Origin of the sequence: Nocardia veterana NBRC 100344, from assembly GCF_000308855.1 — a bacterium.
In the GTDB taxonomy this organism is placed as follows: domain Bacteria; phylum Actinomycetota; class Actinomycetes; order Mycobacteriales; family Mycobacteriaceae; genus Nocardia; species Nocardia veterana.
The window spans coordinates 43249-69165 of the sequence record NZ_BAGM01000028.1 but is presented as its reverse complement, the minus strand read 5'-3'; the positions used below and the strand labels follow the sequence as shown (position 1 = coordinate 69165).

Genomic DNA, 25917 nt, shown 5'->3' with positions numbered 1-25917 from the left:
CAGTGGTAGGGCTGCGCGGAATTCCAGTGGGGGCTACTCATGAGTACCGCTATTGGCTGCTTGCCAGCGCAAAACCCCTGGTGAAATGCCACAATGGCCACCCGCGCAGCCCCGTCCGGGGCTGCGGATTCGTCACCGATCCGACAGCCGGGTGAGTACTCGATCGAGGGCTTCGACGGCCCGGTCGAGTTCCTCGGCGGTGACGGTCAGCGGTGGCCGGAAGCGGATGCCACGGGCGCCGGTGCCCAGGAACAGTACGCGTTCCCGATCGCGCAGCTCGGCCAGCACGGCGTCGCGCAACGACGCGTCGCACAGCGTGATCGCACACATCAACCCGCGACCGCGTGGTTCACTCACCGCCTCGTGCCGGTCGGCCAGGTCGCGCAACCGGCCGAGCAGCACCGCGCCCAACTCCCGAGCGCGGGCGGCGAGGTCCTCGCTCTCGACCACCTCGAGAATCCGCCTGGCCCGCACCATGTCGGCGAGGTTGCCGCCCCAGGTCGAGTTGAGTCGCGAGCTCACCGCGAAGACGTTGTCGGGCACCTCGTCGACGCGACCGCCCGCCATGATCCCGCACACCTGGGTCTTCTTGCCGAACGCGACCACATCCGGCCGGAGGCCGAATTGCTGGTACGCCCAGGTCGATCCGGTCATCGCGACACCGGTCTGCACCTCGTCGAGAACGAACAGCGCGTCGTGGTCGTGGCACAGGGCCTGCATGCGCTGCAGGAATTCCGGCCGCAGATGCCGGTCACCGCCCTCGCCCTGAATCGGCTCGGCGATGAAACAGGCGATGTCGTGCGGATACTCGGCGAAGGCCGCGCGCGCCTGGGCCAGTGCGCGTTCCTCGGCCGCAACGATATCGACGTCGGAGCGCAGATACGGGGTCTCGATCCGCGGCCAGTCGAATTTCGGGAAACGATCGGTCTTCACCGGATCGGTGTTGGTCAGCGACATGGTGTAGCCGCTGCGGCCGTGGAAGGCCCCGGTGAGATGCAGGACCCGGGTGCCGAGTTCGGCCGGCCGCCCGTGCGCGGCGTTGTGCCGGCTCTTCCAGTCGAAGGCGGCCTTGAGCGCGTTCTCCACCGCCAGCGCGCCACCGTCGATGAAGAACAGATGCGGCAGCGCCGGATCGCCCAGGACACGCGCGAAAGTGTCGACGAACCGGGCCATTTCGACCGTGTAGACGTCGGAATTGCTGGGCTTGTTCAGGGCGGCCACCGTCAGTTCGGCGGTGAACTGCGAGTCCTCGGCCAGCGCAGGGTGATTCATCCCCAGCGCCGAGGACGCGAAGAAACCGAACATATCCAGATAGACGGTGCCGTCGCGAGCGTCGACCAGGTCACGGCCGCGTGATCGGCGCAGATCCAGGACCAGATCGAAACCGTCGGCGAGCAGGTGGGCGGACAGGATGTCGTGTACGCGCGAGGCGGCGACCGACGCCGGGTTCGTGACCTCCGCGTCGGCCGTTCCGGGGCGCTCCAGTTCGAGGGTCACATTGGCAGGATACGTAAATATTTACGGTTTCACTACGAGCAATCGTATAAATTACGATCAGGTATCACCTGTCATAGAATGTCTGCAGAATGATGGTGCTTCGGGTTCTGACGTTGGCGGTGGCGCGGATCTCCTGCAGCAGCTGTTCGAGATGGCGCGGCGAGGCCACTCGGACGAGCAGCATGTAGCTCTCCTCCCCCGCCACCGAATGGCATTCCTCGATACCGGGGATGTGCTGCAGTAGCGCCGGAGCGTCATCGGGCTGCGAGGGATCGAGAGGAGTGATCGCGACGTATGCCGACAGCAGCTGCCCCAGCGCCTCCGGATCGACCTTCGCCGTGTAGCCCCGGATCACGCCGCGCGCTTCGAGCCGGCGCACGCGCGATTGCACTGCCGAGACCGACAGGCTGGCCTTCTCCGCGAGATTGGACAGCGTTGCCCGGCCGTCGGCCATCAATTCGCGGATCAGAAGCCGATCGATGTCGTCCAGAACAGGTTTCGCAGGTGCATCCGCCATCAGCGAAGGCTAACCCAGCGGGCGGTGGCCGGGGCCGGAAACGATCTCCCACCGGTGCGAAGTCCACCGCGAACCCATCTCGGAAACGGAGCAGCACATGACAACCGCCCCCGTTCTGCCCAGCACCGACGAACTGCGCGACCGCGCCGCACGCCTGCTGCTCGAACTCGGCGTCGACCCGGTCGAATCCGGTGATCTGCCGGCCCGCACCCCGATCACCGGCGGGGAGCTCATGCGGGTGTGGTCCAGCACCGAACGCGACGTCGCGGACGCAATCGACCGCGCGCACACGGCTTTTCGGGATTGGCGGATCGTGCCGGCGCCGCAGCGCGCGGCGGTGATCCGCCGGCTCGGCCGATTGCTGAGCGACAATCTCGACGCCCTCGCCGAACTGGTGACGCTGGAGGCGGGCAAGATCGGCGCCGAGGCCCGCGGCGAGGTGCAGGAGATGATCGACGTCTGCGAATTCGCCGTCGGTCTCTCACGCCAGCTCTACGGCCGCACCATGGCCTCGGAGCGGCCCGGCCACCGGCTGATGGAAACCTGGCATCCGCTCGGTGTGGTCGGGGTGATCTCGGCGTTCAACTTCCCGGTCGCGGTCTGGTCGTGGAATACCGCGATCGCGCTGGTCTGCGGTGACACCGTGGTGTGGAAGCCGTCGCAGACAACACCTTTGACCGCGCTCGCCTGTCACGCGCTACTGCGCCGGGCGGCCCTGGACGTAGGTGCCGATCCGCAGATCCATCAGCTGGTGCAGGGCGATGCCGAGGTCGGGGCGCGCGTGATCGACGACGAACGCGTCGCGCTGGTGAGCGCGACCGGGTCGGTGCGGATGGGGCAGGCGGTGGCGCCGCGCGTCGCCGCCCGGTTCGGGCGCTGCCTGCTCGAGCTGGGCGGTAACAACGGCGCGATCGTGACACCGTCCGCGGATCTCGAACTGACCACCCGGGCGGTGGTGTTCGCCGCTGCGGGCACGGCCGGTCAGCGGTGCACCACGCTGCGGCGAGTGATCGCGCACGTGGATGTGGTGGGCCCGCTGCTGGACCGGATCGCCGCAGCGTACCGGCAACTGCCGGTGGGCAATCCGTTCGACGACGGCGTGCTGGTCGGACCGCTGATCGACGGCCGCGCCCACGCCGCCATGCGGTCGGCGATCGAGCGCGCGATCGCCGACGGTGGCGAATTGATCTGCGGCGGTGAGCGAGTCGATGTCGGAGGCGCGGATTCGTACTATGTCCGCCCGGCCGTCGTCCGGATGCCGGCACAGACCGCGGTGGTACGGGAAGAGACCTTCGCGCCGATTCTCTACGTGCTCACCTACCATGATTTCGACGCCGCGATAGCCCTGCACAACGGTGTGCCACAAGGGCTTTCGTCCGCGATCTTCACCGGCGACCAGCGCGAGGCCGAACGCTTCCTCGCCGCGGACGGTTCCGATTGCGGTATCGCCAATGTGAACATCGGCACCTCGGGAGCGGAGATCGGCGGCGCGTTCGGCGGGGAGAAGCAGACCGGCGGCGGCCGGGAATCGGGATCCGATTCCTGGAAGGCCTATATGCGCCGGGCCACGAACACCGTCAACTACTCCACCGAACTCCCACTGGCCCAAGGTATTCGGTTCGGCTGAGCGAATTCAGCGCTCGGGCTCCCGGGCGATGGCACGGACCTGTTCCTCGTATGCCGCGCGCACGGCGACATCGCCCGGATGCAGCGCACGGTCACCGTCGAACAGGCCCCGGACCATTCGCACGACCGACTCGGGCGCGGCCGCCAGGGCGATGTCCAACGGATCGAGGTATTGCGGCACCGCGACTTCGGCCCGCCGCGTCCGGCAGGTCTTGACGATCGCCGCCGCGACATCGACCGGGTCGACGGTGGGCAGCCCGCGCCCCAGGGTCAGCCCGGAGGAAAGCCGGGTACGTACCGCCGAGGGCAGGACGCAACTGACACTGACCCCGGAGTCGGCGAATTCCAGCCGGGTGGCGGCGGACAGTCCGACGGCGGCGAACTTGCTCGCGTTGTACACCGCCAGGCCGGGCAGCGGGATCTTGCCCGCCAACGAGGCCACATTCACGATATGGCCGCGGCCGCGCTCGATCATCGCCGGCGCGACCGCCCGCATCCCGTGGATGACGCCCCAGACGTTGACGTCGATCGTGGTGTGCCCCACCGCATCCGGCTCGGCCAGGAACGGACCCGCGGGCATCACGCCCGCGTTGTTGACCAGGATGTCGATGCGTCCCAGTTCGGCGACCACCCGATCCCACTGCTCGCGCTGCCGCACATCGAGTTCCACCGCGCGGGCGCCGAGCGCCGCCGCGGCGGCTGTCGCCGCGGCCGCGTCCACATCGGCGATCACGACGTCGGCCCCCTTGCCCGCGAACAATTCCGCGGTAGCCTGCCCGATCCCCCGGCCGGCGCCGGTGATCAGGACCCGCGCCGCGGTGAGATCGATCTCCGGATAGGCCGGGGCCAGTGGATTGCGGATCGAACGAAAAGCCGGAACTCTCATACGAATTCACTCCGTTCCAGGGCGCGGCGCGTACTGCGCAGGCTGTGTTCGAAGGTGTCGCCGCGGCGGCGACCGTCCATGAAGTTCGGTCCCATGATCGCCAGGTCGTCGGCGGTGACCGCCAGATGCAGCACCCGGGTTCCGGCCGCGCGGGCAGCGGCGATCTCGGATTCCAGCTGTGCGCTCATCGGGCGGCGGAGCCGGCGTTCCAGCCAATGCCCCGGGCCCGCGGCCGGAACCGCTCGCGTCGACGCCATCGGCGTCAACACAACCAGTTCGTCCAGGCCCAGGGGTCGCAGCAGATCCACCGAGGCGGTGGAGGCGGCGCCGCCGTCGACATAACGGCGGCCCTCGATCGAGACCGGCGGAAACCAGCCCGGAACGGCCCACGACGCGCGCAACGCCTGCCCGACCGTCGCCGCGGGCGCGCCGGGCGAGCCGAACGCGACCCGCCGGCCGGAGTCGTAGTCCATCGCCACCAGCCAGGCGTTGGGATGGTCGAGCCAGTCCCGATCGCCGGTCAACTCGGTGGCCAGCCGCTGCAGCCAGCTCGCATCACCACCCCCGACCGGCAACAGGCGGCTACCGGCCGACAGCAGAGCCTGCCGGGAACGGTTGCCGTGCAACGCCATTCGCGGCGCTCCGAGGCGCGGTCGCGGCAGCGGCGGAAAGCGCCCGGGCGCGTCGGCCATATGACGGGACAGGATCGGGTCGCCGATGGTGCCGCGCTGCATCGCGACCAGATCGTCGACCGATACCCCGGAGGCCAGCATCGTCACCATTTCCGCACCCGCGGAGGTACCGATCATGGCATGAGCCGTCCGCGGATCCCACTGCAGCACGTCGCGCACCGCGGCCAACGCCGCGACGATCCACGCCGCACCGACGGTGCCACCGCACCCGATCGCCAGGCCACGTCGCTGTAACCCGTTACTGTTACTCATAGTCGCAAACACTAGCGGCAGCGAACGCCGCGCTGCTAGCGCCACGGCATGTGCTGCAGGCACCAGGTGTTGCCGTCGGGATCGGCGAAGTAGGCGTACAGCACGCCCATCCCGACATCCTCGATCTCGCCGACCGCGACACCGCGTCCGACCAGCTCCGCACGTGCCGCCTCGATATCGGCGACCACCAGGTGCAGGGCACGCAACGTCCCGGCGGGCATCGCCGCGGAGGGCAGCCCTTCGGACAGCAGAATCGAACAGGCCGAACCGGGCGGGGTCAGTTGCACGATCCGCACCCCGGGTTCCGGGCTCACGTCGACGTCCAGGCGGAAGCCGACCTGCTCCCGATAGAAGGCCGCCGCCCGGTCGATATCGGCGACCGGAACCGGAACGAGTTCCAGGAGCAGGGCACCGGGCAGGACGGGCGGGTTGTTCGGATCCTTCGCGACCTGGTCCATATCGGTCGGGATCTCGGTAACCGGTTCGAAGCTGTCGCTCATATTCGTCCTGTCGTCTTCGTCCTGTCGTCGCAGGCTCCGCCGGACTCGGCGACCAGCCTAACCGCGGGGCGGGCCGCGCGAACCGAATCGCGCCGCTCGATCCGGGTGTCGTCGTCGTGTCGGTGCCACCGTGCACACTGATTCCATGCAGCAGTTCTCCCGGCCGACGCAGGAGTGGTTCGACGGCGCGTTCCCGGCGCCGACAGCCGCTCAGCTCGGCGCGTGGAATGCCATTTCGGCTGGAGAACACACCCTGGTCATCGCGCCGACCGGGTCGGGCAAGACGCTGTCGGCCTTTCTGTGGGCGATCGATCGACTCGCCACCCGAGAGCCGCTGGACGGGCCGCAACGCACGACGGTTCTCTACATCTCACCGCTGAAGGCCCTCGCCGTGGACGTCGAGCGCAACCTGCGGGCTCCGCTCGTGGGCATCACGCAGACGGCTGCCCGGCTCGGCCTGCCCGCACCGGAAATCAGCGTCGGCGTGCGATCGGGCGACACCACGCCCGCGGATCGCCGCAGCCTGCAACGCAAGCCACCGGACATTCTGATCACCACGCCGGAATCGCTGTACCTGATGCTGACCTCGGCCGCACGGGAAACGTTGTCCCAGGTCAGCACGGTCATCGTCGACGAAGTCCATGCGATCGCCGGGTCCAAGCGCGGCGCGCATCTGGCCTTGTCGCTGGCCCGCCTGGATCAACTCACCGAACGGCCGGCGCAGCGAATCGGCCTGTCGGCCACCGTACGGCCACCTCAGGAGGTGGGCCGGTTCCTGGTCGGTTCGGCGCCGATCACGATCGTCTCGCCGCCGGCCCCCAAGACCTTCGATCTGTCGGTCCGGGTGCCGGTGGCCGATATGACCGAACCCGGCGATTCCGAACAGCCGGGTTCGATCTGGCCGCATGTCGACGCCGCGATCGTCGATCTGGTACTCGCGCATCGGTCCGCTATCGTCTTCGCCAATTCGCGCCGCCTGGCCGAGCGGCTCACCGCCCGGTTGAACGAGGAGTACGCCGAGCGGATCACCCCGCCCGAGGCCGACACCCCCGGTCTGCGTGACCACGGTCCGCCCGCGCTGCTCGGGTCGACCACCGAGGTCAACCACGGCGCGGCGCCGCTGCTCGCCCGCGCGCACCACGGGTCGGTGAGCAAGGAGCAGCGGGCGATCATCGAGGACGACCTCAAGAGCGGCCGGCTGCGCTGCGTGGTCGCGACGAGCAGCCTCGAGCTCGGTATCGATATGGGCGCGGTTGATCTGGTCGTGCAGGTGGAGGCGCCGCCGTCGGTCGCGGGCGGGCTGCAGCGGGTCGGGCGCGCCGGACATCAGGTCGGTGAGATCTCCCGCGGCGTGATCTTCCCCAAGCACCGCACCGACGTCGTGCACTGCGCGGTGGCCTCGATGCGGATGACCGCCGGGCAGATCGAGGAACTGAAGGTGCCCGCACATCCGCTCGACATTCTTGCGCAGCAGACGGTCGCCGCCTGCGCACTCGAGCCGATCGACGTCGACGAATGGTTCGACACCGTCCGCGGCACCGGGAGTTTCGCGACGCTGCCGCGCTCGGCCTACGAATCGGTGCTCGACCTGCTCTCCGGCCGCTACCCCTCCGACGAGTTCGCCGAACTGCGTCCGCGCGTGGTGTGGGATCGCGATGCCGGCACCCTGACCGGGCGGCCCGGCGCCCAGCGGCTCGCGGTCACCTCGGGTGGCGCCATCCCCGACCGCGGTCTGTTCCCGGTCTTCATGGTCGGCGAAAAGGCTTCGCGGGTGGGCGAACTCGATGAGGAGATGGTCTACGAATCCCGGGTCGGCGATGTGTTCGCGCTCGGCGCGACCAGTTGGCGGATCGAGGACATCACCCATGACCGGGTCCTGGTCTCGCCCGCCTTCGGGCTGCCGGGACGGCTGCCGTTCTGGCACGGGGATTCGCTCGGCCGGCCGGCCGAATTGGGCGCCGCACTGGGCGAATTCGTGCGCACCGCCGGACAGGCCGTCGACCGCGCGCCCACCGACCGGATCGAGAAACTGGTACGCAGCGCGGGCGGCACGAACGACGCGGGCCCCGAAACGGCCCCCGCGGGCACGTCGGCGACCGCACGAACGGCGCGACCGAGCGACGGGAAGTCGGCGAAGGGTGACGAACTGACCGAACTCGAACACCTCGTGCACGCGGCGGGGCTGGACGATTTCGCGACGGCGAACCTCGTCTCGCTGCTGGCCGAGCAGCGGCAGGCCACCGGGCAGCTGCCGACCGATCGCACCCTGCTGGTCGAGCGATTCCGCGACGAGCTGGGTGACTGGCGCTTGGTTCTGCATTCGCCGTACGGTCTGCCGGTGCACGCGCCCTGGGCGCTGGCCGTCGGATCGCGGTTGCGCGAGCGGTTCGGGGTGGACGCCGCGCCGACCGCCTCCGACGACGGCATCGTGGTACGGCTGCCCGATACCACCGACGAGCCGCCGGGCGCCGAACTGTTCGTGTTCGAACCGGACGAGATCGACGACGTGGTCACCGAGCAGGTGGGCGGTTCGGCGCTGTTCGCCTCCCGCTTCCGGGAGTGCGCGGCCCGGGCGCTGCTGCTGCCGCGACGCGATCCCGGCCGCCGCGCCCCGCTGTGGCAACAGCGGCAGCGGGCGGCCCAATTGCTCGACGTGGCCCGGAAATTCCCGGACTTCCCGATTCTGCTGGAGACGGTGCGCGAATGTCTGCGCGACGTCTACGACCTACCCGCCCTACGCGACCTGCTGACCGGTATCGCGCGCCGGAAACTGCGCCTGGTGGAGGTGGAGACCGCCGCGCCGTCGCCGTTCGCCAATGCGTTGCTGTTCGACTACATCGGCCAATTCATGTACGAGGGCGACAGTCCGCTGGCGGAACGGCGCGCCGCCGCGCTGTCGTTGGATTCCGGTCTGCTCGCGGAACTGCTGGGCCGCGTGGAGCTGCGCGAACTACTCGACGCCGAGGTGCTGGAACAGACCGAGCGCGAACTTCAACGCCTGACCCCCGACCGACAAGCGCACGACGCCGAGGGCCTGGCGGATCTACTGCGGCTGCTCGGCCCGCTCACCCCGGCCGAAGCGGCCGCGCGCTGCACCGCGGACCCGGCCCCGTGGTTCGAAGAACTGGCGCGGGCGCGGCGGGCGTTGGAGGTGTCCTTCGCCGGTTCGCAGTGGTGGGCGGCGATCGAGGATGCGGCGCGCCTGCGCGATGCTCTCGGCGTCCCGTTGCCGATCGGCACCCCGGCGGCGTTCATCGAACCGGTCGCCGACCCCCTCGGCGATCTGGTGGGCCGCTACGCCCGCACCCACGCTCCCTTCACGGTGGAGGCCTTGGCGCGGCGATTCGGTCTCGGCACCGCCGTCGCGGTCACCGCACTGCATCGCCTGGGCGCGGAGAAGCGCGTGGTGGAGGGCGAATTCACACCCGGTGCGGCGGGCGCGGAATGGTGTGACGCACAGGTGCTGCGCCGGCTTCGCCGCCGCTCGCTGGCTGCGGCGCGCAAAGAGGTGGAGCCGGTGTCCACCGCCGCCTTCGGCCGGTTCCTGCCGGCCTGGCAGCACGTCGGCACCTCGACGCTACGCGGGGTGGACGGGGTGGCGGCGATCGTGGAACAGCTTGCGGGCGTGCCGATTCCGGCTTCGGCGTGGGAGTCGCTGATTCTGCCGTCCCGGGTGCGCGACTACGTACCGGCCATGCTGGACGAATTGACCGCTTCCGGAGAGGTGATCTGGTCCGGTCACGGCGCGCTGACCGCCAAGGACGGCTGGATCGCCCTGCATCCTGCCGATCAGGCGCCGGTCACGCTGCCGCCGGCCCAGCAGATCGACTTCACCGACGTCCAGCTGCGGCTGCTGACCGCATTGGGCGCGGATGCGAGCGCATTGCGTTCTCCGGTTCCCGACCTGGACGGCGAGGGGCGCACGGGGCAGCCGCCGTCGGCACCCGGCGGCGCCTACTTCTTCCGCCAATTGTCCGATGCCACCGGACTTCTCGACGATGCCGCGGTGGCCGCCGCGCTGTGGGAGCTGGTATGGGCCGGCTATGTGGCCGGCGATACCTTCGCTCCGGTGCGGGCGCGACTGTCCGGAACATCGCGCAGCACCACCACCCATCGCACCCCGCGTCGCGCACCGCGCGGACGGATGTATCTCCCCCGGCCGGCCATGCCGACCCGCACCGGACCGCCGGCGGTCGCGGGCCGCTGGTCCTTGCTGCCACAGCGGTTGCCGGACAATACGGTTCGCGCGCACGCCACCGCGGATCTGCTGCTGGAACGGTACGGAGTGCTGACCCGGGGCTCGGTGCAGAACGAGGACGTCCCGGGTGGTTTCGCACTGATGTACCGGGTGCTGACCGAATTCGAGGATCGGGGACGCTGCCGGCGCGGATACTTCGTCGACACCCTCGGCGGTGCCCAGTTCTCCACCACCGATGTGGTGGATCGGCTGCGCGGGTTCGATTCCGAACGCCGCGAGCAGCATCCGGACACCCTCGCGCTGGCGGCCTGCGATCCCGCCAATCCGTACGGTGCCGCCCTGCCCTGGCCGAAGTCCGCGAGCGAAGGCGCCGGACATCGCCCCGGACGGAAGGCCGGCGCGTTGGTCGTCCTCACCGACGGCGAGCCGGCGCTGTATCTGGAGCGTGGCGGCAAGACTCTGCTCACCTTCACCGAGGATCCCACGGTCCGGGCGCGGGCGGCCGCGGCCTTGGCGGCGCTGGTGCACGAACGGCGGGTCGATTCGCTGGTGATCGAGCGTGTGGATGGGGAATCCGTGCACGGCAACACCTTCGCGGCCTTCCTCACCGAGGCCGGGTTCGCGGCCACACCGCGGGGTTTCCGGCTCCGGAGCCGACCGTGAACGGGTGGTGAGCGGCGGTGCCGGAAGGGGATACGGTCTACCTCGCCGCCGCGCGGCTGCGGTCCGCGCTCGCCGGAAAGACCTTGATCCGCAGTGATTTCCGGGTTCCGCGCTACGCCACGCTGGATCTGAGCGGTCACCGGGTCGAGAGCGTCGGCAGCTACGGCAAGCACCTGTTCGTGCGCACCGACACGCTGAGCATCCACACGCATCTGAAGATGGAGGGCACCTGGCGGGTCTACCGCCCCGGCCAACGCTGGACCAAACCCGGTTTCACCGCGCGTCTCGTACTGGCCACCTCCGATGCCGAGGCGGTCGGGTTTTCCCTGGGCCTGGTGCAGGTGCTGCCCCGCGCCGAGGAACACACCGCCACCGATCATCTGGGCCCGGATCTACTCGGCCCGAAGTGGGATTCGGGCGAGGCCGTCCGGCGGCTGCGGGCACAACCGGAGCAACCGATCGGGCTCGCGCTGCTCGACCAGACGAAGCTGGCCGGCATCGGCAACATCTATCGCAGCGAGATCTGTTTCGCGCGGCAGGTCCACCCGGCCACTCCCGTCGAGGCCGTCGCCGACCTGCCCGGTCTGGTCGACACCGCGCACGACATCCTCACCCGCGCCGCACACCAGCCACCCTGGCGCGCCGCGGTCTACGGGCGGCAGCGACAGCCGTGCCGACGCTGCGGCACCGCGATCGTGGTGCGGATGCTGGGCTCGGCGACGTCCTCCGGCTCCGCCGCCGAGCGTGGGATCTACTTCTGTCCTCGGTGCCAACCACCGCCGGAAACCGGCACACCCGGACAGTCCGGCCGCTCCGGCGAATAGTTTGCCGATCGATAGCCATCTTTATTGCAGTGGCTAACGTTTTCCGGCCCGCCCACGACATAGAGGCGACCTATCACTTCGTCACCGGTCGGGGAGCAGGGCAGATGACAGACGCAAGGGCCGCGGTGTGCCGCGGCGCCCGCCTTGCCATCCAGTTGGTGATCACCGCCATCGCCATCGCGGCGACCGTGCTGTTCAGTTGCGCGCTGCAGCGTTCGGCGCCTACCGGCACCTCGCACTCCGGACATACCCCGACCGCGACCTCCACCGCGCGTACCTGACCGCGACCGGCCGAGGACCCGACGCCGCCGTACCTCCTACCCCTGCGGCAGCGGTACCGGCTCCAGGATCTCCGGGCGGGGTTCCGGTGCGGCGGCGCGCAGTGCGTCGGCGGATACGTCGTCGGGCTGGGTCTGGGAGCGCACCTCGGCATCGACCCGGGCGGTGTAGGTGCTCACCTCGTGCCGGATCCGCTCGTCGTCCCAACCCAGGACGGGTGCCACCAGGCGGGCGACCTCGTCCGCACAATCGGTCCCGCGGTGCGAGAACTCGATGGAGATGCGGGTGCGCCGGGCCAGGATGTCGTCGAGATGCAGTGCGCCCTCGGCGGCCGCGGCGTAGACCGCCTCCACTCGCAGATAGGTCGGTGCGTCGGTAATCGGTTGCAGCAGTTCGGGTTTACCCTCGGCCAGATCGAGGACATCGGTGATCAGCGAACCGTAGCGGTTGAGCAGGTGCTCGATGCGATAGGGATGGACGCCGTAGGCCTGAGCCAGCTGGGGGGTCTGGTTCAACAGCGCGAAGTAGCCGTCGGCGCCCAACAGCGGCACCTTGTCGGTGATCGACGGCGACACCCGCTGCGGGATGTCGTGGGCCGCCGCGTCCACGGCGTCGTAGGCCATCACCCGGTAGGTGGTGTACTTACCGCCCGCGATGGCGACCAGGCCGGGGGCGATCCGCGCGACCGCATGTTCGCGCGACAGCTTCGAGGTCTCGTCGCTCTCCCCCGCCAGCAGCGGCCGCAGGCCGGCATAGACGCCCTGAATGTCGTCGTGGGTGAGCGGTGTAACCAGGACCTCGTTGATCCGGTCGAGCAGATAGTCGATATCGGCTTTGGTCGCGGCCGGATGCGCGAGATCCAGATTCCAGTCGGTATCGGTGGTGCCGATGATCCAGTGGTTGCTTCCCCACGGGATCACGAACAACACCGAGGTCTGGGTGCGCAGGATCAGCGCGGCGTCGCTGGCGATCCGATCCCGGGGCACCACGATGTGGACACCCTTGGACGCGCGCACGTGGAACCGGCCGCGCACATGCGACAACGCCTGCAGTTCGTCGGTCCACACGCCCGTCGCGTTGATCACGACATGGCCGCGCACCTCGGTGGTGCGCCCGTCCTCGCTGTCGCGCACCTTCACCCCGACCACGCGATCGGCCTCCCGCAGGAAGTCCACGACCTGGGTGGAGGTGCGGATCACCGCGCCGTAGTGGGCGGCGGTACGCGCCACCGTCATGGTGTGGCGGGCGTCGTCGACCACGGTGTCGTAATAGGTGACGCCACCGATCAGCGCGTCGCGGCGGACGCCGGGAGCCAGGCGCAGCGCCCCGGAACGGGTCACATGATGTTGTCCCGGAACGGATTTCGCGCCACCCATGGTGTCGTAGAGCACCAGGCCGGACGCCACGTACGGGCGTTCCCAGCCGCGGTGGGTCAACGGATAGAGGAAGCGCAGCGGCTTGACCAGATGCGGCGCCAGCGTCTTCAGGCTGAGCTCACGCTCACGCAGCGCCTCCCGGACCAGGCCGAATTCCAGCTGTTCGAGATAACGCAGGCCGCCGTGGAACATCTTCGACGACCGGCTCGAGGTACCCGAGGCCAGATCTCGGGCCTCCACCAGGGCGACGTTCAGACCGCGGGTCGCGGCATCGAGGGCGATACCCGCCCCGACCACCCCGCCGCCGATCACGATGACGTCGAAATGATTGGCGCCCAGACTTTCCCAGGTCGCCTCGCGCTGCTCGGGGCCCAGCTCGCCGGTGTGCTGCCCGTGTGATTTCTCGTTCATCGCTCGACTTCCTCCGCACTGTAGGGTGGGATCGTCCTGCGTTACCCGTCGGTAATCGCTACCACCCTAGTCCACCTCCGGGCCCGCGGCGATGTGATGCGCGGCGCGTGGGAGGTTTAGTAGCCTGCACGGATGCGACGCTTCGTGGCCGCCATCGACCAGGGGACAACCTCGAGTCGGTGCATCGTCTTCGACCGCTCCGGCCGCATCGCCGGACTCGCCCAGCGCGAGCACGAACAGCTGTTCCCACGCCCGGGCTGGGTCGAGCACGATGCCGAAACCATCTGGCGCAACACCGAATTCGTCATCGGCGCCGCACTGGAAGACGCCGGCGCGAGCGCGGCCGATATCGCGGCGGCCGGAATCACCAATCAGCGGGAGACCACCCTGGTCTGGGATCGCACGACCGGTGCTCCGATACATCCGGCCATCGTCTGGCAGGACACCCGGACCGCGGCGCTGTGCGAGGACCTGGCCGGCACGGTCGGCACGAGTCGCTACGCCGACCGGACCGGCCTGCCGTTGAGCACGTATTTCTCCGGTCCCAAACTGCGTTGGATCCTCGACAACGTCGAGGGCGCGCGGGCCCGGGCGGAAGCGGGCGATCTGTGCTTCGGCACCATGGACAGCTGGATCCTGTGGAAGCTCACCGGCCACCACCTCACCGACGTCACCAACGCCTCGCGCACGATGTTGATGAATCTCGAAACGCTGCAATGGGATTCGCAGATCTGCGCGGAATTCCAGGTTCCGGTCTCGATGCTGCCACAGATCCGCAGTTCCTCGGAGGTCTACGCCGAGATCAGCACGGGTCCGCTGTCGGGAGTTCCGGTGGCCGGCATTCTCGGCGATCAACAGGCCGCCACCTTCGGCCAGGCCTGCCTGTCCCCAGGCGAGGCCAAGAACACCTACGGCACCGGCAACTTCATGCTGCTCAACACCGGCACCACGCCGGTGTTCAGCAAACACGGCCTGCTCACCACGGTGTGCTATCGGCTCGGCGACCAGCCCGCGGTGTACGCACTGGAGGGGTCGATCGCGGTGACCGGCTCGCTGGTGCAGTGGTTGCGCGACAACCTCGGCATCGTCGACTCCGCGGCTGCGATCGAACCGCTCGCCCGCAGCGTCGACGACAACGGCGGAACCTATATCGTGCCCGCGTTCTCCGGCCTCTTCGCCCCGCGCTGGCGCCCGGACGCACGGGGCGTCATCACCGGCCTGACCCGCTTCGTCACCAAGGCGCATCTGGCCCGAGCGGTGTTGGAGGCCACCGCCTTTCAGACCCGGGAGGTGATCGACGCGATGCGCGCCGATGCCGAGGCGGAGAATCTGGGCCTCGAACTGACCACCCTGAAGGTGGACGGCGGCATGGTGGCCAACGAACTGCTCATGCAGTTCCAGGCCGATATTCTCGACGTGCCGGTCGTCCGACCGGTGATCACCGAGACCACCGCGCTCGGTGCGGCCTATGCCGCCGGACTGGCCGTCGGCTACTGGTCCGGCACCGACGACATCCGCGCCAACTGGGCCGAGGACAAGGTGTGGCGACCGAGCATGCCCGACGACGAGCGCGAACGCCTCTACGCCGAATGGAACAAGGCCGTCGAACGCACCTACGGCTGGGCCGACTAGGCCCCGGGTCGGGCCGCCCGAGCCAGCCGGTCCACCGCTTCGCGCAGCACCTCCGCGTCGGAGGTGGTGAAGCACAAGCGCAACGACCCGCGATACGGCTCACTGACCGCGAACGCGGAACCGGGCACGTAGGCGACGCCGTGATCGATCGCCCGGGGCAGCAGTTCGACGGTATCGGTGCCGTCGGTGAAATCGACCCAGACGAACATGCCGCCCGCCGCGTCCGTGCTCACCACCCGGTCGCCGAAGCGGTGCCGCACCGCATCGACCAGCGCGGTGGCGCGCTCGCCGTAGATGCCGCGCACCTTGTCCAGGTGCGAGTTCAGCCAGGGCTCGTCGGCCAGCAGATCCGTGGCGATCTGCTGGGTCAGCGCGGAACCGCACAGATCGGCGCCCTGTTTCAGCAGCTCCACCCCACGGCAGACCGCATTCGGCGCCACCATCCAGCCCACGCGCAGGGTCGGGGCCAGAATCTTCGACGCACTCGACAGCCGGATCACGTTGGGTGAGTAGGACGCGACCGGTTCCGGCGCGGGACTGTCGAACGACAGTTCGCCGTACGGATCGTCCTCGACCACCCAGAAGCCGTACCGTTCCGCGAGCGCCGCCAACTCGCGTCGGCGCTGCGGGCTCAGCGTCACCCCGCGCGGATTGTGGAAGTTGCTCACCGTGTGCACCAGGGCCGGGCGTTCGCCGCGCGCCAGCAACTCGGCGAGCGCGTCGACGCGCATTCCGTCACGATCCAGCGGAATCGCCACGATCCGCGCGCCGGCCGCCCGGAACACCTGCAGGGCGCCGACATAGGCCGGATCCTCGACCACCACCAGGGCACCCGGATCGAGCAGTACCTCACCCAGCAGCGACAACGCCTGCTGCGAACCGTGCGTGACGAAGATCTCGGCGAGCGGCACGGCCCGGCCCAGCCGGGCCGACTCCCGCGTCGCCAGCACCTCGCGCAGCGGCCCCCAGCCCGCGGACTCGGTGTACTGCAGCCGGGCCCGGTCGGCGAGCGCGGACTCCGCCGCACGCGCGATCGCGTCGCGCGGCATCAACTGCTCGTCCGGCAGCCCACCCGCCAGGCTGACGATGTCCGGGCGGGAGGTCAGCTTCAGCAGATCCCGGATCGCCGAACTCTGCAGACCGTCCAACCGGCGGGACAGTGGTGGAGTATGCGGCGACATGGAAACCTCCGAACGACGGCGAACTACTCCACTTTCGCACAGCAACATCCACAATATGAACTCAGATTCTCATATTGTGAGATTTAGAACGATTGGATCAGCTGGATGAGGTTCCGGCCTCCCTGATTCACGGTCGTGATCACCTCCAGATACAGCGACTGCGTGCCGTCCGGGTGATGCTCGGTGACCTCGACGTTGAACTGGTTCGGCGCGGTGGTCGCGATCCGCAGGCAGTAGGTCGTGCCCTTCGGAATGTGCTCGTCGATGGTCTTCTGCAGCTCCTGCGGCGCCTGCACGTTGGCACCGGGCGCGATGAAGGTGTGCGCCTTCTCCGCATTCCGCTCGGTGTAGTAGGCGTGCTGGTAGCCGAAGATGGCGTTCGCCCCACTGGAGGTGTCGCCCGGGCCGTTGCCATAGGTCAGATTGCCGTCCGTGCGGGCCTGACAATTCCCGTTTCCCGCGCTCGTCGCCCCGCCGGCCTGTGCGCCGCCCTCGTCGTCACCGCCGCGGGTGGCGAACACGATCACCAGAACCAGCGCCACCAGCAGCACCACGGCCGCGCCGATACCGCCGATCAGGACTCCCTTGTTGCGATGGGTCTCCTCCGGCACCGGACTGCCCGCCGGCCGTGCCGGAACCAGCTTCTTCGCCAGATCGTCGTCGTCCCACAGCGAACCCGAACCCGCCTTCGGCTCCGGACCGCCACGCGGCACGGTGAGCTTTTTGGCCAGTTCGTCGTCGTCCCACAGCGAGCCGGTCGTCTCTCGGGGCGGGGTCGGCGGGAAGCCGGAATCGTCTGCGCGCCACCATGTTCCCTTGTCCGCCTCGGCGCCGGACTCGGGGTAGCGCACCGTTTCCGGGGCGCGCGGCGGCTCGGCGGCAGGCATCCGGCGCGTCTCCGGGGCCGGGGCCCGTACCGTATCCGGGGCCCGCGGCGCTTCCGGGGCCACGGGCCGGGTGGGTTCCGGGGCCACCGTCGAGTCCGGCGCCCGGAACTGTTCCGGCGGGGGCGGCACCGTGGGTGTCGCCGGCGCGTCGGCGGGCTGCCAGCCGAGCGTCGGTCGCTCGGGTTCACCTACCGGCGACCAACCGAGAGCGCTCGGCTCGCCGGTGGGCGGTCCGAAGTCGTTCAGCGGTGGTCCGAAACCGGAAACCGGAGGGCCGAATTCCGAGTCGCCCTCGTCCCGGCCCTTGTCGTCGCCGGAAGCCATCACCCGTTCCTTCCCCGAGACACACGCGTGGGGCGGTCGCGAACAACCGCCCCACGCGTCGATTCAGTCTGTATCAGTACTGGACCGTGCCACCCCACTGTGTCGTCGCCCCAGCGACATTCACCGTTTGCGGAGCGATATCGCCCTGCGGGAGTCTACCAATCTGAGCGGCGGCTTCCAGTGCTGCGGCGCCACCCGGCTGCTGCTTGATCCAGCCCTCGACGGCGGCCTTCGCGGCGTTCGCCTCGGTGGTGTCGACGTAGTTCTCCGACTTCAGATCGTCGAAGCCGGTGGCGTGGGTGTAGGACGTGATCTTGACCTTGTTCGCCTCGACGAACTCGACCGAGACACCGGCGTCGCCGACGCCGCCCGGGGTGCGGTAGCCCACGGTGCCGACATACCCGTCGAGGTTGCTGAAGTGGTGGGTGTTGGCGACATAGCCCGGCAGCAGTGCGCCGCCGTCGACGTTGGCACCGACCTCGGTGTGCGGACCGTTCATCTGGACGACGGGCGCGGCCGGCGCGGACTGCAGGCTCGGCGATGTCCAGCGCGCCTGCTGCGAGGAGTTGTCACCGCCCTGGTCGCCGCGCAGGGTGTCCAGCTGACCTTCCTGCTGCTGCGGCTTGTTCGGGGTGACCACCGACTGATCCGGGGACTGCTGGCCGGGCTTCAACTGGTCGGCCTGGCCGCCCGGGTTGTGCTGGTCGGGGACGATGACCGGCTGCGGCTGGTTGCCCTGGCCGGGCACCGGCAGCGGCGCGACGCGCGGGGTGGTGACACCCGGCTGGGTCGGCGAGGCCAGGTTCTGGTCCGGCTTCGGGGTATTCGGGTTCGGAGTGGTGACGCCCGGCTGCGGCGTGGTGACACCCGGCTGCGGCGTGGTGACACCCGGCTGATTCGGCGTGGTGACACCGGGCTGGTTCGGGTTGGTGACACCCGGCTGCGGCGTGCCGTTGCGCTGCGGTCCGTTCTGCTGGGGCCCGTTCTGCTGCGGCCCGTTCTGCTGGGTGCCGGGAGCGTCCTGGCTCTGCCCGTTCGGCGAACCGGTGTTCTCGTCCTGCGCGGGCGCCTCGTTGGTGGTGCCCGGCTGCGCCGGGGTGGTCGGCACACTCGGCTGATCCGCCGGTGCCGCAGCCGCCGTGCCCGACGAGAGGATGGTCGCCACGGCCGCCGCGGTGGCCAGTGGCAACGACGTCGTGGCCATCGCTCGCTGCGCTCGACTCGGCTTACGATGTTTCACTGTCTCGCAATCCCTTTCCCGAGCTCGGCCACTGCCATCGACCGACGAGTGCCGTGCGATGGGGCCGTCTCCATTGGTCCTCATCGATGTCCGGCCCGCACCCTGCTGCGACCCGCGAGAGCCGCTCGCGGATTCCCGGCCCGGGAAAGTGTTTCCCCCCGCACGTGAACCTGCCAACCGCCCACTGGTGACATCTCTGCGGGAAGTGAACCATACGAACGATATTCAGGCAACCGGGGTTACCCGACTGTGGGAAGCCGCACTCCGTGCGTCAAAACGCCAAGTGGTGCAGCCGAATTAGCGTCCGCGGAGCCCGAAGAACCGAGGCCGAATTCTCAGTCCAGGTCGTCGTGCCGCATCAGCTGGCGCGCCGCCTCGGTCACCGAACCGGACAGCGACGGATATACCGAGAAGGTCTGGGCCAGGTCGTTCACCGTCAGATTGTTCTGCACCGCGATCGCGATCGGCAGGATCAGCTCGGAGGCGATGGGCGCGACCACCACGCCGCCGATCACCACGCCGGTCGCCGGCCGGCAGAAGATCTTCACGAAACCGCGCCGCAGCCCGGACATCTTGGCGCGCGGGTTGGTGTTCAGCGGCAGCATCACCGTGCGAGCGGGCACCTCACCGTTGTCGATGGCGGTCTGGCTGACGCCGACGGTGGCGATCTCGGGCCGGGTGAACACCGCCGAGGCGACCGTCTTCAACCGGATCGGCTGCACCCCCTCGCCCAGGGCGTGATACATCGCGATCCGGCCCTGCATGGCGGCGACCGAGGCCAGCGGGAGCAGGCCGGTACAGTCACCCGCCGCGTAGATACCGGGAACGGATGTGCGCGACACCCGGTCGACGCGCAGGTAGCCGCCGCGATCGAGCTCGATGCCGATGCGTTCCAAACCCAGGTCCTGGGTGTTGGGGGTGGAACCGACGGTCATCAGGGCGTGCGAACCGGTGACGGTGCGCCCGTCCGACAGTTTCACCACCACGCCCTCGGCCGTGCGCTCGACGGCATCGGCGCGGGCCTGTTTGACCAGTTCGACGCCGCGTTCGGCGAGGGCATCCTCGAGTACCAGCGCGGCGTCGGCGTCTTCGCCCGGCATCATCCGGTCGCGGCTGGAGACCAGCTTCACCTGCACCCCCATCTCGGTGTACGCCGAGACGAACTCGGCGCCGGTGACGCCCGAGCCGACCACGACCAATGTTTCCGGCAGCTCCTTCAGGTCGTAGAGCTGACGCCAGGTGAGAATGCGCTCGCCGTCCGGTTCGGCGCCGGGCAGCACCCGCGGGCTGGCGCCGGTGGCGATCAGCACCACCTCCGCCTCCATCACCCGTTCGGTGCCGTCGGCGAGGGTGGCCCGGACCAGGTGGGTCGCCAACCCGGCGATCTGATCGATCAGTCGACCCCGGCCGTTGAGGATGGTCACGCCCGCGGCCTGCAGTTTGGACCGGATATCGGACGACTGCGCCTGCGCCAGCGCCTTCACCCGGGAGTTGACCTCGGACAGCCGCACCTGGGCCTGCGCGACGTGCAGTGTGATCCCGAGGTCACGCGCGCGGCGCAGATCGGTGCGCACACCGGTGGACGCGATGAAGGTCTTGGACGGAACGCAATCCCACAGCACACATGCGCCACCGATACCGTCGGAGTCGATCACCGTGACCGTGGCTCCGTGCTGGGCCGCCACCAACGCCGCTTCGTAGCCGGCGGGGCCGCCCCCGATGATTGCAATGCGGGTCATGTGTACCTCCGCTATCGAGTGCGTCCGGCCGGGATCTCCGGCACCGCAGACAACGTTATCGGTCCTGCTCCTCATCGTTTTGACCGCATCGGAGTGAGGTTGCGCGTGTCACCCTCCGGTAATTTTCCCGACATCCGGCGACTCACCGGACATCGGCGCGACCCGAACCGGGCCGGATCGGAACAAGCGGTCCGCACATTCGATACTCTTGCCTGGTGCCGATATACGCCGCCTACGGATCCAACATGGATCCGGAGCAGATGCTCAAGCGCTGTCCGCACTCCCCCGTCTACGGAACGGGCTGGTTGGAAGGGTGGCGCCTGACCTTCGCCGGCGACGACATCGGCTGGGAGGGACCGCTGGCGACGGTGGTGGAGGACCCCGGCTCGCGCGTGTTCGTGGTGCTGTACGACGTCTCCGCCGAGGACGAGCAGAGCCTCGACCGGTGGGAGGGTTCGGATTTCGGCATCCACAAGAAGATCCGGCTGCGGGTCTCCCCCAATTCGGGCACGGGTACCCAGCCGGTGCTGGCGTGGTTGTACGTCCTGGACGCCTACGAAGGCGGTCTGCCGTCCGCCCGCTACATCGGCGTGATCGCCGACGCCGCCGAAAAGGCCGGCGCGCCCGCCGATTACGTGCACGCGCTGCGCACCCGTAACAGCCGCAACGTAGGGCCGGGCACGTTCGGCTCGATGTAGCCCCCGACGAGTGATCGGCGACGAGTGATCGGCCCGCCGCGAATCGGGCGGGCCGACCGTTCATCGTGCCTGCAGGACCAGATTGGTCAGCACGCGCACCCCGGCGGCCAGGGCGCGTTCGTCGATGTCGAAGGTCGGCTGATGAATGTCGAGTTGCGGGCCTTCACCCGACCAGACACCCAGGCGGGCCATCGCACCCGGCACCTCCTCCAGGTACCAGGAGAAGTCCTCGCCGCCGCCGGACTGCGGAGTGTCCGACAGCGCATCGGGGCCCAGAGCGAGGATCGCATCCTCGAACATGCGGGTGCTGAACTCGTCGTTCACCACCGGGGGCACCCCGCGCTTGTAGTTCAGCTGGTACCGCACACCGGTCGGTGCGAGCAGCCCGTCGACGATTTCCCGCACCATCGGCTCGAGCAGCGACCAGGTGGCGTGATCGCCGGTGCGAACGGTGCCCGTGAGCATGCCGGTCTGCGGAATGGCGTTGGGCGCCTTCCCCGCCGACACTGCGCCCCACACCATCACGGTGCTGGTCCGCGGGTCGATGCGGCGACTGAGCAGGCCCGGCAGGCCGGTGATGACGGTGCCGATGGCGTAGACCAGATCGCTGGTCAGGTGCGGCCGCGAGGTATGACCGCCCGGTGAGTCCAGGACCAGTTCGACGGTGTCGGCCGCCGAGGTGATGGCCCCGACCCGCACGCCGATCCGCCCGACCTCGAGCCGCGGATCGCAATGCAGTGCGAACACCCGTGAGACGTCGTCCATCGCACCCGCGGCGACCATATCGATGGCACCTCCGGGCATAACCTCCTCGGCGTGCTGGAAGACCAGCCGGACGCCGACCGGCAAACTCTCCAGCTCGGCGAGGGCCAGCGCGGTGCCGAGCAGGATCGAGGTGTGCGCATCGTGGCCGCAGGCGTGGGACACGCCGGGCACGGTCGAGGCGAACGGACGGCCCGTGTATTCCTGCAGCGGTAGCGCATCCATATCCGCGCGCAGCGCGATCCGTGGCCCGGCGGGGCCGATATCGCAGATCAGCCCGGTTCCGGTGGGTAGCTTGCGGGGTTCGAGGCCCGCCTTGACCAACCAGGACTCGACGAATTCGGTGGTGGCGTGCTCGGCGCGGGACAGTTCCGGATGGGCGTGGATGTGGCGCCGCCAGCCGATCAGCTCGTCGCCGTGTTCGGCGAGCCAGGCTTCGACCACGGCCTGCCCGGCCGCCACCTCGGCCTGCCGACCGCTCGCCAGACCGGTATGGCGACAGGTGCCGACCTCGCGGCGCGTGCCGACCCCGGACTGACGCGCCGGCAGCCCCGGCTTGTGCCCCGCCGCGGTGACTCCGCGCGGACCGGCCGTCGAGTCGCCCTCCGCACCGGTCGCGGAATCGTCGCCGCGATCCGCGCTGTCGCCCTCGCGGCCCGCCGGTGCTGACCGGCCGATCGTGCTCACCGAATGTCCTCCTGTCGCTGAATACTGCGCTCCAACAACCTGTCTCTGTGTAGTTGATCGCCCGCAATGTGGATTGCGGTACGGGCCAGCGCCCGGGCCCCGTCGGTCACCGCCAGATCGGCCGACGGCGTCACGCAGGCCGCGGCGAATTCCCGCTGGTGGGTCACCGCGCCGTTGGACTCGATGCCGATCACCGGATGGATGCCGGGAATGACGTTGGTGACATTGCCCATATCGGTACTGCCCAGCGGCCGTGCTGCCTCGAGTTCCGGTGCGAGCGGCGTCCGTCCCAAACCGATGATCTGCTCGCGATAGGCACACAGTAGTGCGGAATCGGGCGTGAGCTCGGCATATGTCGGTGCCAGCGCCCGGACTTCATGGGTGCATCCGGTCGCCAGCGCTCCCGCCTCGAAGCAGGCCGAGGCGCGCTGTAGCAGATCGTCGAGGGATGCGGAATCGTCTGCCCGCAGGTAGTACAGCAGTTCCGCATGGCCGGGCACGATATTCGGGGCAACACCGCCCGACTCGACTATACCGTGCAGTTGCTGACCGGGCCGCAGGTGCTGACGCAGCAGACCCAGCGCGACCTGCGCGATGGTGGCGGCGTCCCCGGCGTTGCGACCGTACTCGGGGGCGGCACTGGCGTGCGCCTCCCGCCCGTGGAAGGTCACCGACAGATCGGCCAGCGCCAGCGACCGCGCGCCGACGATGTCCAGCGGGCCCGGGTGCACCATCAGTGCCATCGCGACGCCGTCGAACACCCCACGCTCGAGCATCAGCACCTTGCCGCCGCCGCTCTCCTCGGCCGGCGTGCCGAAGACCTTCACCGTGATCGCGCAGCGGTCGGCCACCTCGGCCAGTGCCAATCCGGCGCCGACCGCGGCGGCGGCGATGATGTTGTGCCCGCAGGCGTGGCCGATCTCCGGCAGGGCGTCGTATTCGGCGCAGATGCCCACGACGAGCTCACCGCTGCCGTAACTGGCGACGAAGGCCGTGTCCAGCTCGGCGACCGGGGTCTCGATCCGGAAGCCGCGCGCCCGCAGTGGGGCGAGGATCTTGGCGACGCTGCGGTGTTCGGCGAATGCCAGCTCCGGTTCGGCGTGGAGGGCGTGCGAGAGCGCGATCAACTCGGGCGCCGCGGCCGCGACCACGGCATCGGCGGCAGCGAGCAGGGCCGGATCCGCCGGTGCGATATCCGTGCCGGTGCGCTCGTTCCCGCTGCGTGGCATGGCACACAGTCTCGCACTGTGTGCCACGCGATGATCATCGGGTCGTCAGGAGCCGAAGGCGAGATTCTCCGGGGTGGTCGGAGTATTCAGCCCCGCCAGCGCCCGTCCGTGCAGCGCGCGCTTGATCACCGGCAGATTCGGCTTGCGGTTGCCGGCCAGCGCACCCGCGCGGGCGACGGCGGCCGCGAGCACCTGGTCGGCCTCGGCCGCCTCGTCGACGATGCCCGCGGCGATCGCATCGGCCGCGCCGTAACGCCGTCCGGTGGTCATCGCCTCCAGGGCGACCTGGTTGGTCAGCCGCTCGGTCACCAGCGCGTTCATCGCCACCGTGAACGGCATGCCCAGATGCACCTCGGGCAGGCACCAGTAACCGCGATCGGACCGCATCACCCGGAAGTCGTGGGAGGTGGCGAGCATGGCGCCGGCGCCGAAGGCGTGACCGTTCAGGGCCGCCACGGTCGGCATCCCGAAGGCGAGCAGCCGGCTGAAGATCGAATGCACCCGGTCCAGGTACCAGTGCATCTTGTCCATGTTGCCGAACAGCCAGTCGGTGTCCAGGCCGTTGCTGAAGAACTTTCCGGTGGCGACGGTGACCAGCGCCGCCGGCCCCTCGGCGGCCTCGACCTCGTCCAGCTTCGCGTGGACGGCATCGATCCAATCGGGATGGAAGCGGTTCTCGCTGTCGGTCTGTCCCTCGTTTCCGAGGTAGAGCACGAAGACGTCCCCGTCACGGTCCAAGTACGGCATAGGCAGAGAATATGCAGCTCCGAAACTCGGCCCGCATCACACCCCCGGCCAAGTTACCGACGAGTTCGCTCGTCGAGCGATCACCGGCGCGGCGGAACCGGCACCCGCATCAGATCCTCCGCGATCACCAGTTCGCCGTCGAAATACCGCTCCGCCTCCGCCCGATGTCCGGCCAGATCCGCGTAACGCTGCGAGAAGTGGGTGAGTACCAGCGTCCGCACCCCGGCCGCCTGCGCCACCCGGGCCGCCTGCGCCGCGGTGAGGTGCCCGAAGTCGTCGGCCAGCTCGGCCTCGGTCTCCAGAAAGGTCGACTCGATGACGAGCATATCCGCGTCCTGAGCCAATTCCTCGACGCCGGAACACATTCGGGTATCCATCACGAAGGCGAAGCGCTGCCCCGGACGCGCCGTCGACACCTGTTCGATCGTCACGGTCCGGCCGTCTGCCGACCGGACCACGCCCTCGCGCTGCAACCGGCCGACCACCGGTCCGGCCAGCCCGAATTCGGCCAGTCGCTCCGGCAGCAGCCGATGCCCGTCGGGTTCGATCAGCCGGTAGCCGAAGGTCTCCACCCGATGCGACAGCCGCACCGCTTCGAAGGCGAACGGCGCGTCCGGCAGCGCCACCGGGCCACTCGCCGCGACGGGATGCTCGCGCAGCCCGGCGAAGTCGGGTACCACCCCGCGCAGGTGGGTGAGCAGTTCCGCGCCCGCGGCGGGAAAGCAGATATCGACCGGATGCGCGATCTGGTCCAGGTTGAGCCGCGCCAGCACCCCCGGCAGTCCCAGACAGTGGTCGCCGTGGAAGTGGGTCAACCCGATACGCGTGATGGTGCCGGCCGACACACCGGCGAACAGCATCTGCCGCTGCGTGCCCTCCCCGGGATCGAACAGCAGTCCGTCGCCGTCCCACCGCAGCAGATATCCGTTGTGATTGCGCCGGCGGGTCGGCACCTGACTGGCCGTACCGAGGACCACGAGTTCACGCACGGCACCATCCTGCCCCGGTGCCCGTCGCCCCGCGCGGCGGCGGCACAGCGTGTCCGGCGCAGCGCTCCCGGGCCGCCCCGC

General features: G+C 69.2%; 20 protein-coding genes. 6 read left to right on the top strand and 14 right to left on the bottom strand.

Going from position 1 to position 25917, the window contains the following annotated elements; translation table 11 throughout:
• Positions 1–132: 132 nt before the first annotated feature.
• Both lat and ON37_RS05190 read right to left on the bottom strand, forming a co-directional pair.
• Positions 133–1485: an L-lysine 6-transaminase gene (gene lat / locus ON37_RS05195; RefSeq protein WP_051031235.1), complete on the bottom strand. Its 1353-nt coding sequence runs from the start codon at positions 1483–1485 to the stop codon at positions 133–135.
• Between the two features lie 76 nt (positions 1486–1561).
• On the bottom strand, positions 1562–2014 hold the full coding sequence (locus tag ON37_RS05190) for an Lrp/AsnC family transcriptional regulator (protein WP_040717260.1): 453 nt from the start codon (positions 2012–2014) through the stop codon (positions 1562–1564).
• Positions 2015–2111: 97 nt separating this feature from the next.
• On the opposite strand from ON37_RS05190, the gene amaB reads away from it, so the two are divergent.
• Entirely contained in the window at positions 2112–3641 is a 1530-nt protein-coding gene (amaB, locus tag ON37_RS05185; RefSeq protein ID WP_040717258.1) for an L-piperidine-6-carboxylate dehydrogenase, read from the top strand.
• A 6-nt stretch (positions 3642–3647) separates the two neighbouring features.
• Here amaB and ON37_RS05180 read toward each other — a convergent pair whose 3' ends face one another.
• Genes ON37_RS05180 through ON37_RS05170 form a run of 3 tightly spaced genes read right to left on the bottom strand, consistent with a single transcriptional unit; the run spans position 3648 to position 5928 of the window.
• Entirely contained in the window at positions 3648–4526 is an 879-nt protein-coding gene (locus tag ON37_RS05180) for an SDR family NAD(P)-dependent oxidoreductase (protein WP_051031223.1), read from the bottom strand.
• Positions 4523–5470: a patatin-like phospholipase family protein gene (locus tag ON37_RS05175; RefSeq protein ID WP_040717253.1), complete on the bottom strand. Its 948-nt coding sequence runs from the start codon at positions 5468–5470 to the stop codon at positions 4523–4525. The genes ON37_RS05180 and ON37_RS05175 overlap by 4 nt, the downstream gene beginning before the upstream one ends.
• Before the next feature lie 35 nt (positions 5471–5505).
• Positions 5506–5928 (bottom strand): VOC family protein, encoded by a 423-nt coding sequence (locus ON37_RS05170; RefSeq protein WP_051031234.1) that lies wholly within the window; start codon positions 5926–5928, stop codon positions 5506–5508.
• Positions 5929–6115: 187 nt separating this feature from the next.
• Here ON37_RS05170 and ON37_RS05165 point away from each other — a divergent pair, with 187 nt between their 5' ends.
• The 3 genes from ON37_RS05165 (at position 6116) to ON37_RS05155 (ending at position 11936) form a co-directional block, all read left to right on the top strand.
• Complete coding sequence (locus ON37_RS05165) at positions 6116–10831, top strand: ATP-dependent helicase (protein WP_040717250.1); 4716 nt, start codon at positions 6116–6118, stop codon at positions 10829–10831.
• Between the two features lie 17 nt (positions 10832–10848).
• Entirely contained in the window at positions 10849–11655 is an 807-nt protein-coding gene (locus ON37_RS05160; RefSeq protein ID WP_040717247.1) for a DNA-formamidopyrimidine glycosylase family protein, read from the top strand.
• Between the two features lie 104 nt (positions 11656–11759).
• On the top strand, positions 11760–11936 hold the full coding sequence (locus ON37_RS05155; RefSeq protein WP_157171356.1) for a hypothetical protein: 177 nt from the start codon (positions 11760–11762) through the stop codon (positions 11934–11936).
• Positions 11937–11972: 36 nt separating this feature from the next.
• Here the strand turns inward: ON37_RS05155 and glpD are convergent, their stop codons facing one another.
• Positions 11973–13721 carry a glycerol-3-phosphate dehydrogenase gene (gene glpD / locus ON37_RS05150; RefSeq protein WP_040717241.1) on the bottom strand — a complete coding sequence of 583 codons (1749 nt, stop codon included), beginning with the start codon at positions 13719–13721 and terminating at the stop codon, positions 11973–11975.
• A gap of 132 nt (positions 13722–13853) precedes the next feature.
• On the opposite strand from glpD, the gene glpK reads away from it, so the two are divergent.
• A complete protein-coding gene (glpK, locus tag ON37_RS05145) occupies positions 13854–15353 on the top strand; it encodes a glycerol kinase GlpK (protein ID WP_040717239.1) in 1500 nt (499 codons plus the stop codon).
• Here glpK and ON37_RS05140 read toward each other — a convergent pair.
• The 4 genes from ON37_RS05140 to ON37_RS05125 form a co-directional block, all read right to left on the bottom strand.
• The gene (locus ON37_RS05140; RefSeq protein ID WP_040717237.1) at positions 15350–16534 is read right to left on the bottom strand and encodes an aminotransferase-like domain-containing protein; all 1185 of its coding nucleotides are present in this window, start codon (positions 16532–16534) and stop codon (positions 15350–15352) included. The two genes, glpK and ON37_RS05140, sit on opposite strands and share 4 nt — an antisense overlap.
• Before the next feature lie 83 nt (positions 16535–16617).
• Entirely contained in the window at positions 16618–17745 is a 1128-nt protein-coding gene (locus ON37_RS30790; RefSeq protein WP_051031222.1) for a DUF8176 domain-containing protein, read from the bottom strand.
• Between the two features lie 73 nt (positions 17746–17818).
• The gene (locus ON37_RS05130) at positions 17819–18949 is read right to left on the bottom strand and encodes a chromosomal replication initiator protein DnaA (RefSeq protein ID WP_210741552.1); all 1131 of its coding nucleotides are present in this window, start codon (positions 18947–18949) and stop codon (positions 17819–17821) included.
• A gap of 371 nt (positions 18950–19320) precedes the next feature.
• On the bottom strand, positions 19321–20724 hold the full coding sequence (locus ON37_RS05125) for an NAD(P)H-quinone dehydrogenase (RefSeq protein WP_040717234.1): 1404 nt from the start codon (positions 20722–20724) through the stop codon (positions 19321–19323).
• Positions 20725–20939: 215 nt separating this feature from the next.
• Here ON37_RS05125 and ON37_RS05120 point away from each other — a divergent pair, with 215 nt between their 5' ends.
• On the top strand, positions 20940–21422 hold the full coding sequence (locus ON37_RS05120) for a gamma-glutamylcyclotransferase family protein (RefSeq protein ID WP_039776727.1): 483 nt from the start codon (positions 20940–20942) through the stop codon (positions 21420–21422).
• Positions 21423–21482: 60 nt separating this feature from the next.
• Here ON37_RS05120 and ON37_RS05115 read toward each other — a convergent pair whose 3' ends face one another.
• From ON37_RS05115 to ON37_RS05100, 4 genes are all read right to left on the bottom strand, one after another.
• Complete coding sequence (locus tag ON37_RS05115; RefSeq protein ID WP_373281983.1) at positions 21483–22628, bottom strand: M20 family metallopeptidase; 1146 nt, start codon at positions 22626–22628, stop codon at positions 21483–21485.
• Positions 22629–22867: 239 nt separating this feature from the next.
• Positions 22868–24100, bottom strand: coding sequence for a M20 family metallopeptidase (locus ON37_RS05110; RefSeq protein ID WP_174362069.1), 1233 nt, complete (start codon positions 24098–24100; stop codon positions 22868–22870).
• Positions 24101–24145: 45 nt separating this feature from the next.
• On the bottom strand, positions 24146–24847 hold the full coding sequence (locus ON37_RS05105) for an enoyl-CoA hydratase-related protein (protein WP_040717227.1): 702 nt from the start codon (positions 24845–24847) through the stop codon (positions 24146–24148).
• Positions 24848–24927: 80 nt separating this feature from the next.
• Positions 24928–25836, bottom strand: coding sequence for a ribonuclease Z (locus tag ON37_RS05100; protein WP_040717225.1), 909 nt, complete (start codon positions 25834–25836; stop codon positions 24928–24930).
• Between the last annotated feature and the right edge of the window lie 81 nt (positions 25837–25917).

What these genes read in the sequence shown, in the direction of transcription:
- ON37_RS05140 (WP_040717237.1), bottom strand. Translation starts at nt 16,534, where the DNA reads ATGTCGCCGCATACTCCACCACTGTCCCGCCGGTTGGACGGTCTGCAG.
- glpD (WP_040717241.1), bottom strand. Translation starts at nt 13,721, where the DNA reads ATGAACGAGAAATCACACGGGCAGCACACCGGCGAGCTGGGCCCCGAG.
- ON37_RS05170 (WP_051031234.1), bottom strand. Translation starts at nt 5,928, where the DNA reads ATGGACCAGGTCGCGAAGGATCCGAACAACCCGCCCGTCCTGCCCGGT.
- ON37_RS30790 (WP_051031222.1), bottom strand. Translation starts at nt 17,745, where the DNA reads ATGGCTTCCGGCGACGACAAGGGCCGGGACGAGGGCGACTCGGAATTC.
- ON37_RS05155 (WP_157171356.1), top strand. Translation starts at nt 11,760, where the DNA reads ATGACAGACGCAAGGGCCGCGGTGTGCCGCGGCGCCCGCCTTGCCATC.
- ON37_RS05190 (WP_040717260.1), bottom strand. Translation starts at nt 2,014, where the DNA reads ATGGCGGATGCACCTGCGAAACCTGTTCTGGACGACATCGATCGGCTT.
- amaB (WP_040717258.1), top strand. Translation starts at nt 2,112, where the DNA reads ATGACAACCGCCCCCGTTCTGCCCAGCACCGACGAACTGCGCGACCGC.
- ON37_RS05165 (WP_040717250.1), top strand. Translation starts at nt 6,116, where the DNA reads ATGCAGCAGTTCTCCCGGCCGACGCAGGAGTGGTTCGACGGCGCGTTC.
- glpK (WP_040717239.1), top strand. Translation starts at nt 13,854, where the DNA reads ATGCGACGCTTCGTGGCCGCCATCGACCAGGGGACAACCTCGAGTCGG.
- ON37_RS05105 (WP_040717227.1), bottom strand. Translation starts at nt 24,847, where the DNA reads ATGCCGTACTTGGACCGTGACGGGGACGTCTTCGTGCTCTACCTCGGA.
- ON37_RS05175 (WP_040717253.1), bottom strand. Translation starts at nt 5,470, where the DNA reads ATGAGTAACAGTAACGGGTTACAGCGACGTGGCCTGGCGATCGGGTGC.
- ON37_RS05180 (WP_051031223.1), bottom strand. Translation starts at nt 4,526, where the DNA reads ATGAGAGTTCCGGCTTTTCGTTCGATCCGCAATCCACTGGCCCCGGCC.
- ON37_RS05130 (WP_210741552.1), bottom strand. Translation starts at nt 18,949, where the DNA reads ATGGCCACGACGTCGTTGCCACTGGCCACCGCGGCGGCCGTGGCGACC.
- ON37_RS05110 (WP_174362069.1), bottom strand. Translation starts at nt 24,100, where the DNA reads ATGCCACGCAGCGGGAACGAGCGCACCGGCACGGATATCGCACCGGCG.
- ON37_RS05125 (WP_040717234.1), bottom strand. Translation starts at nt 20,724, where the DNA reads ATGACCCGCATTGCAATCATCGGGGGCGGCCCCGCCGGCTACGAAGCG.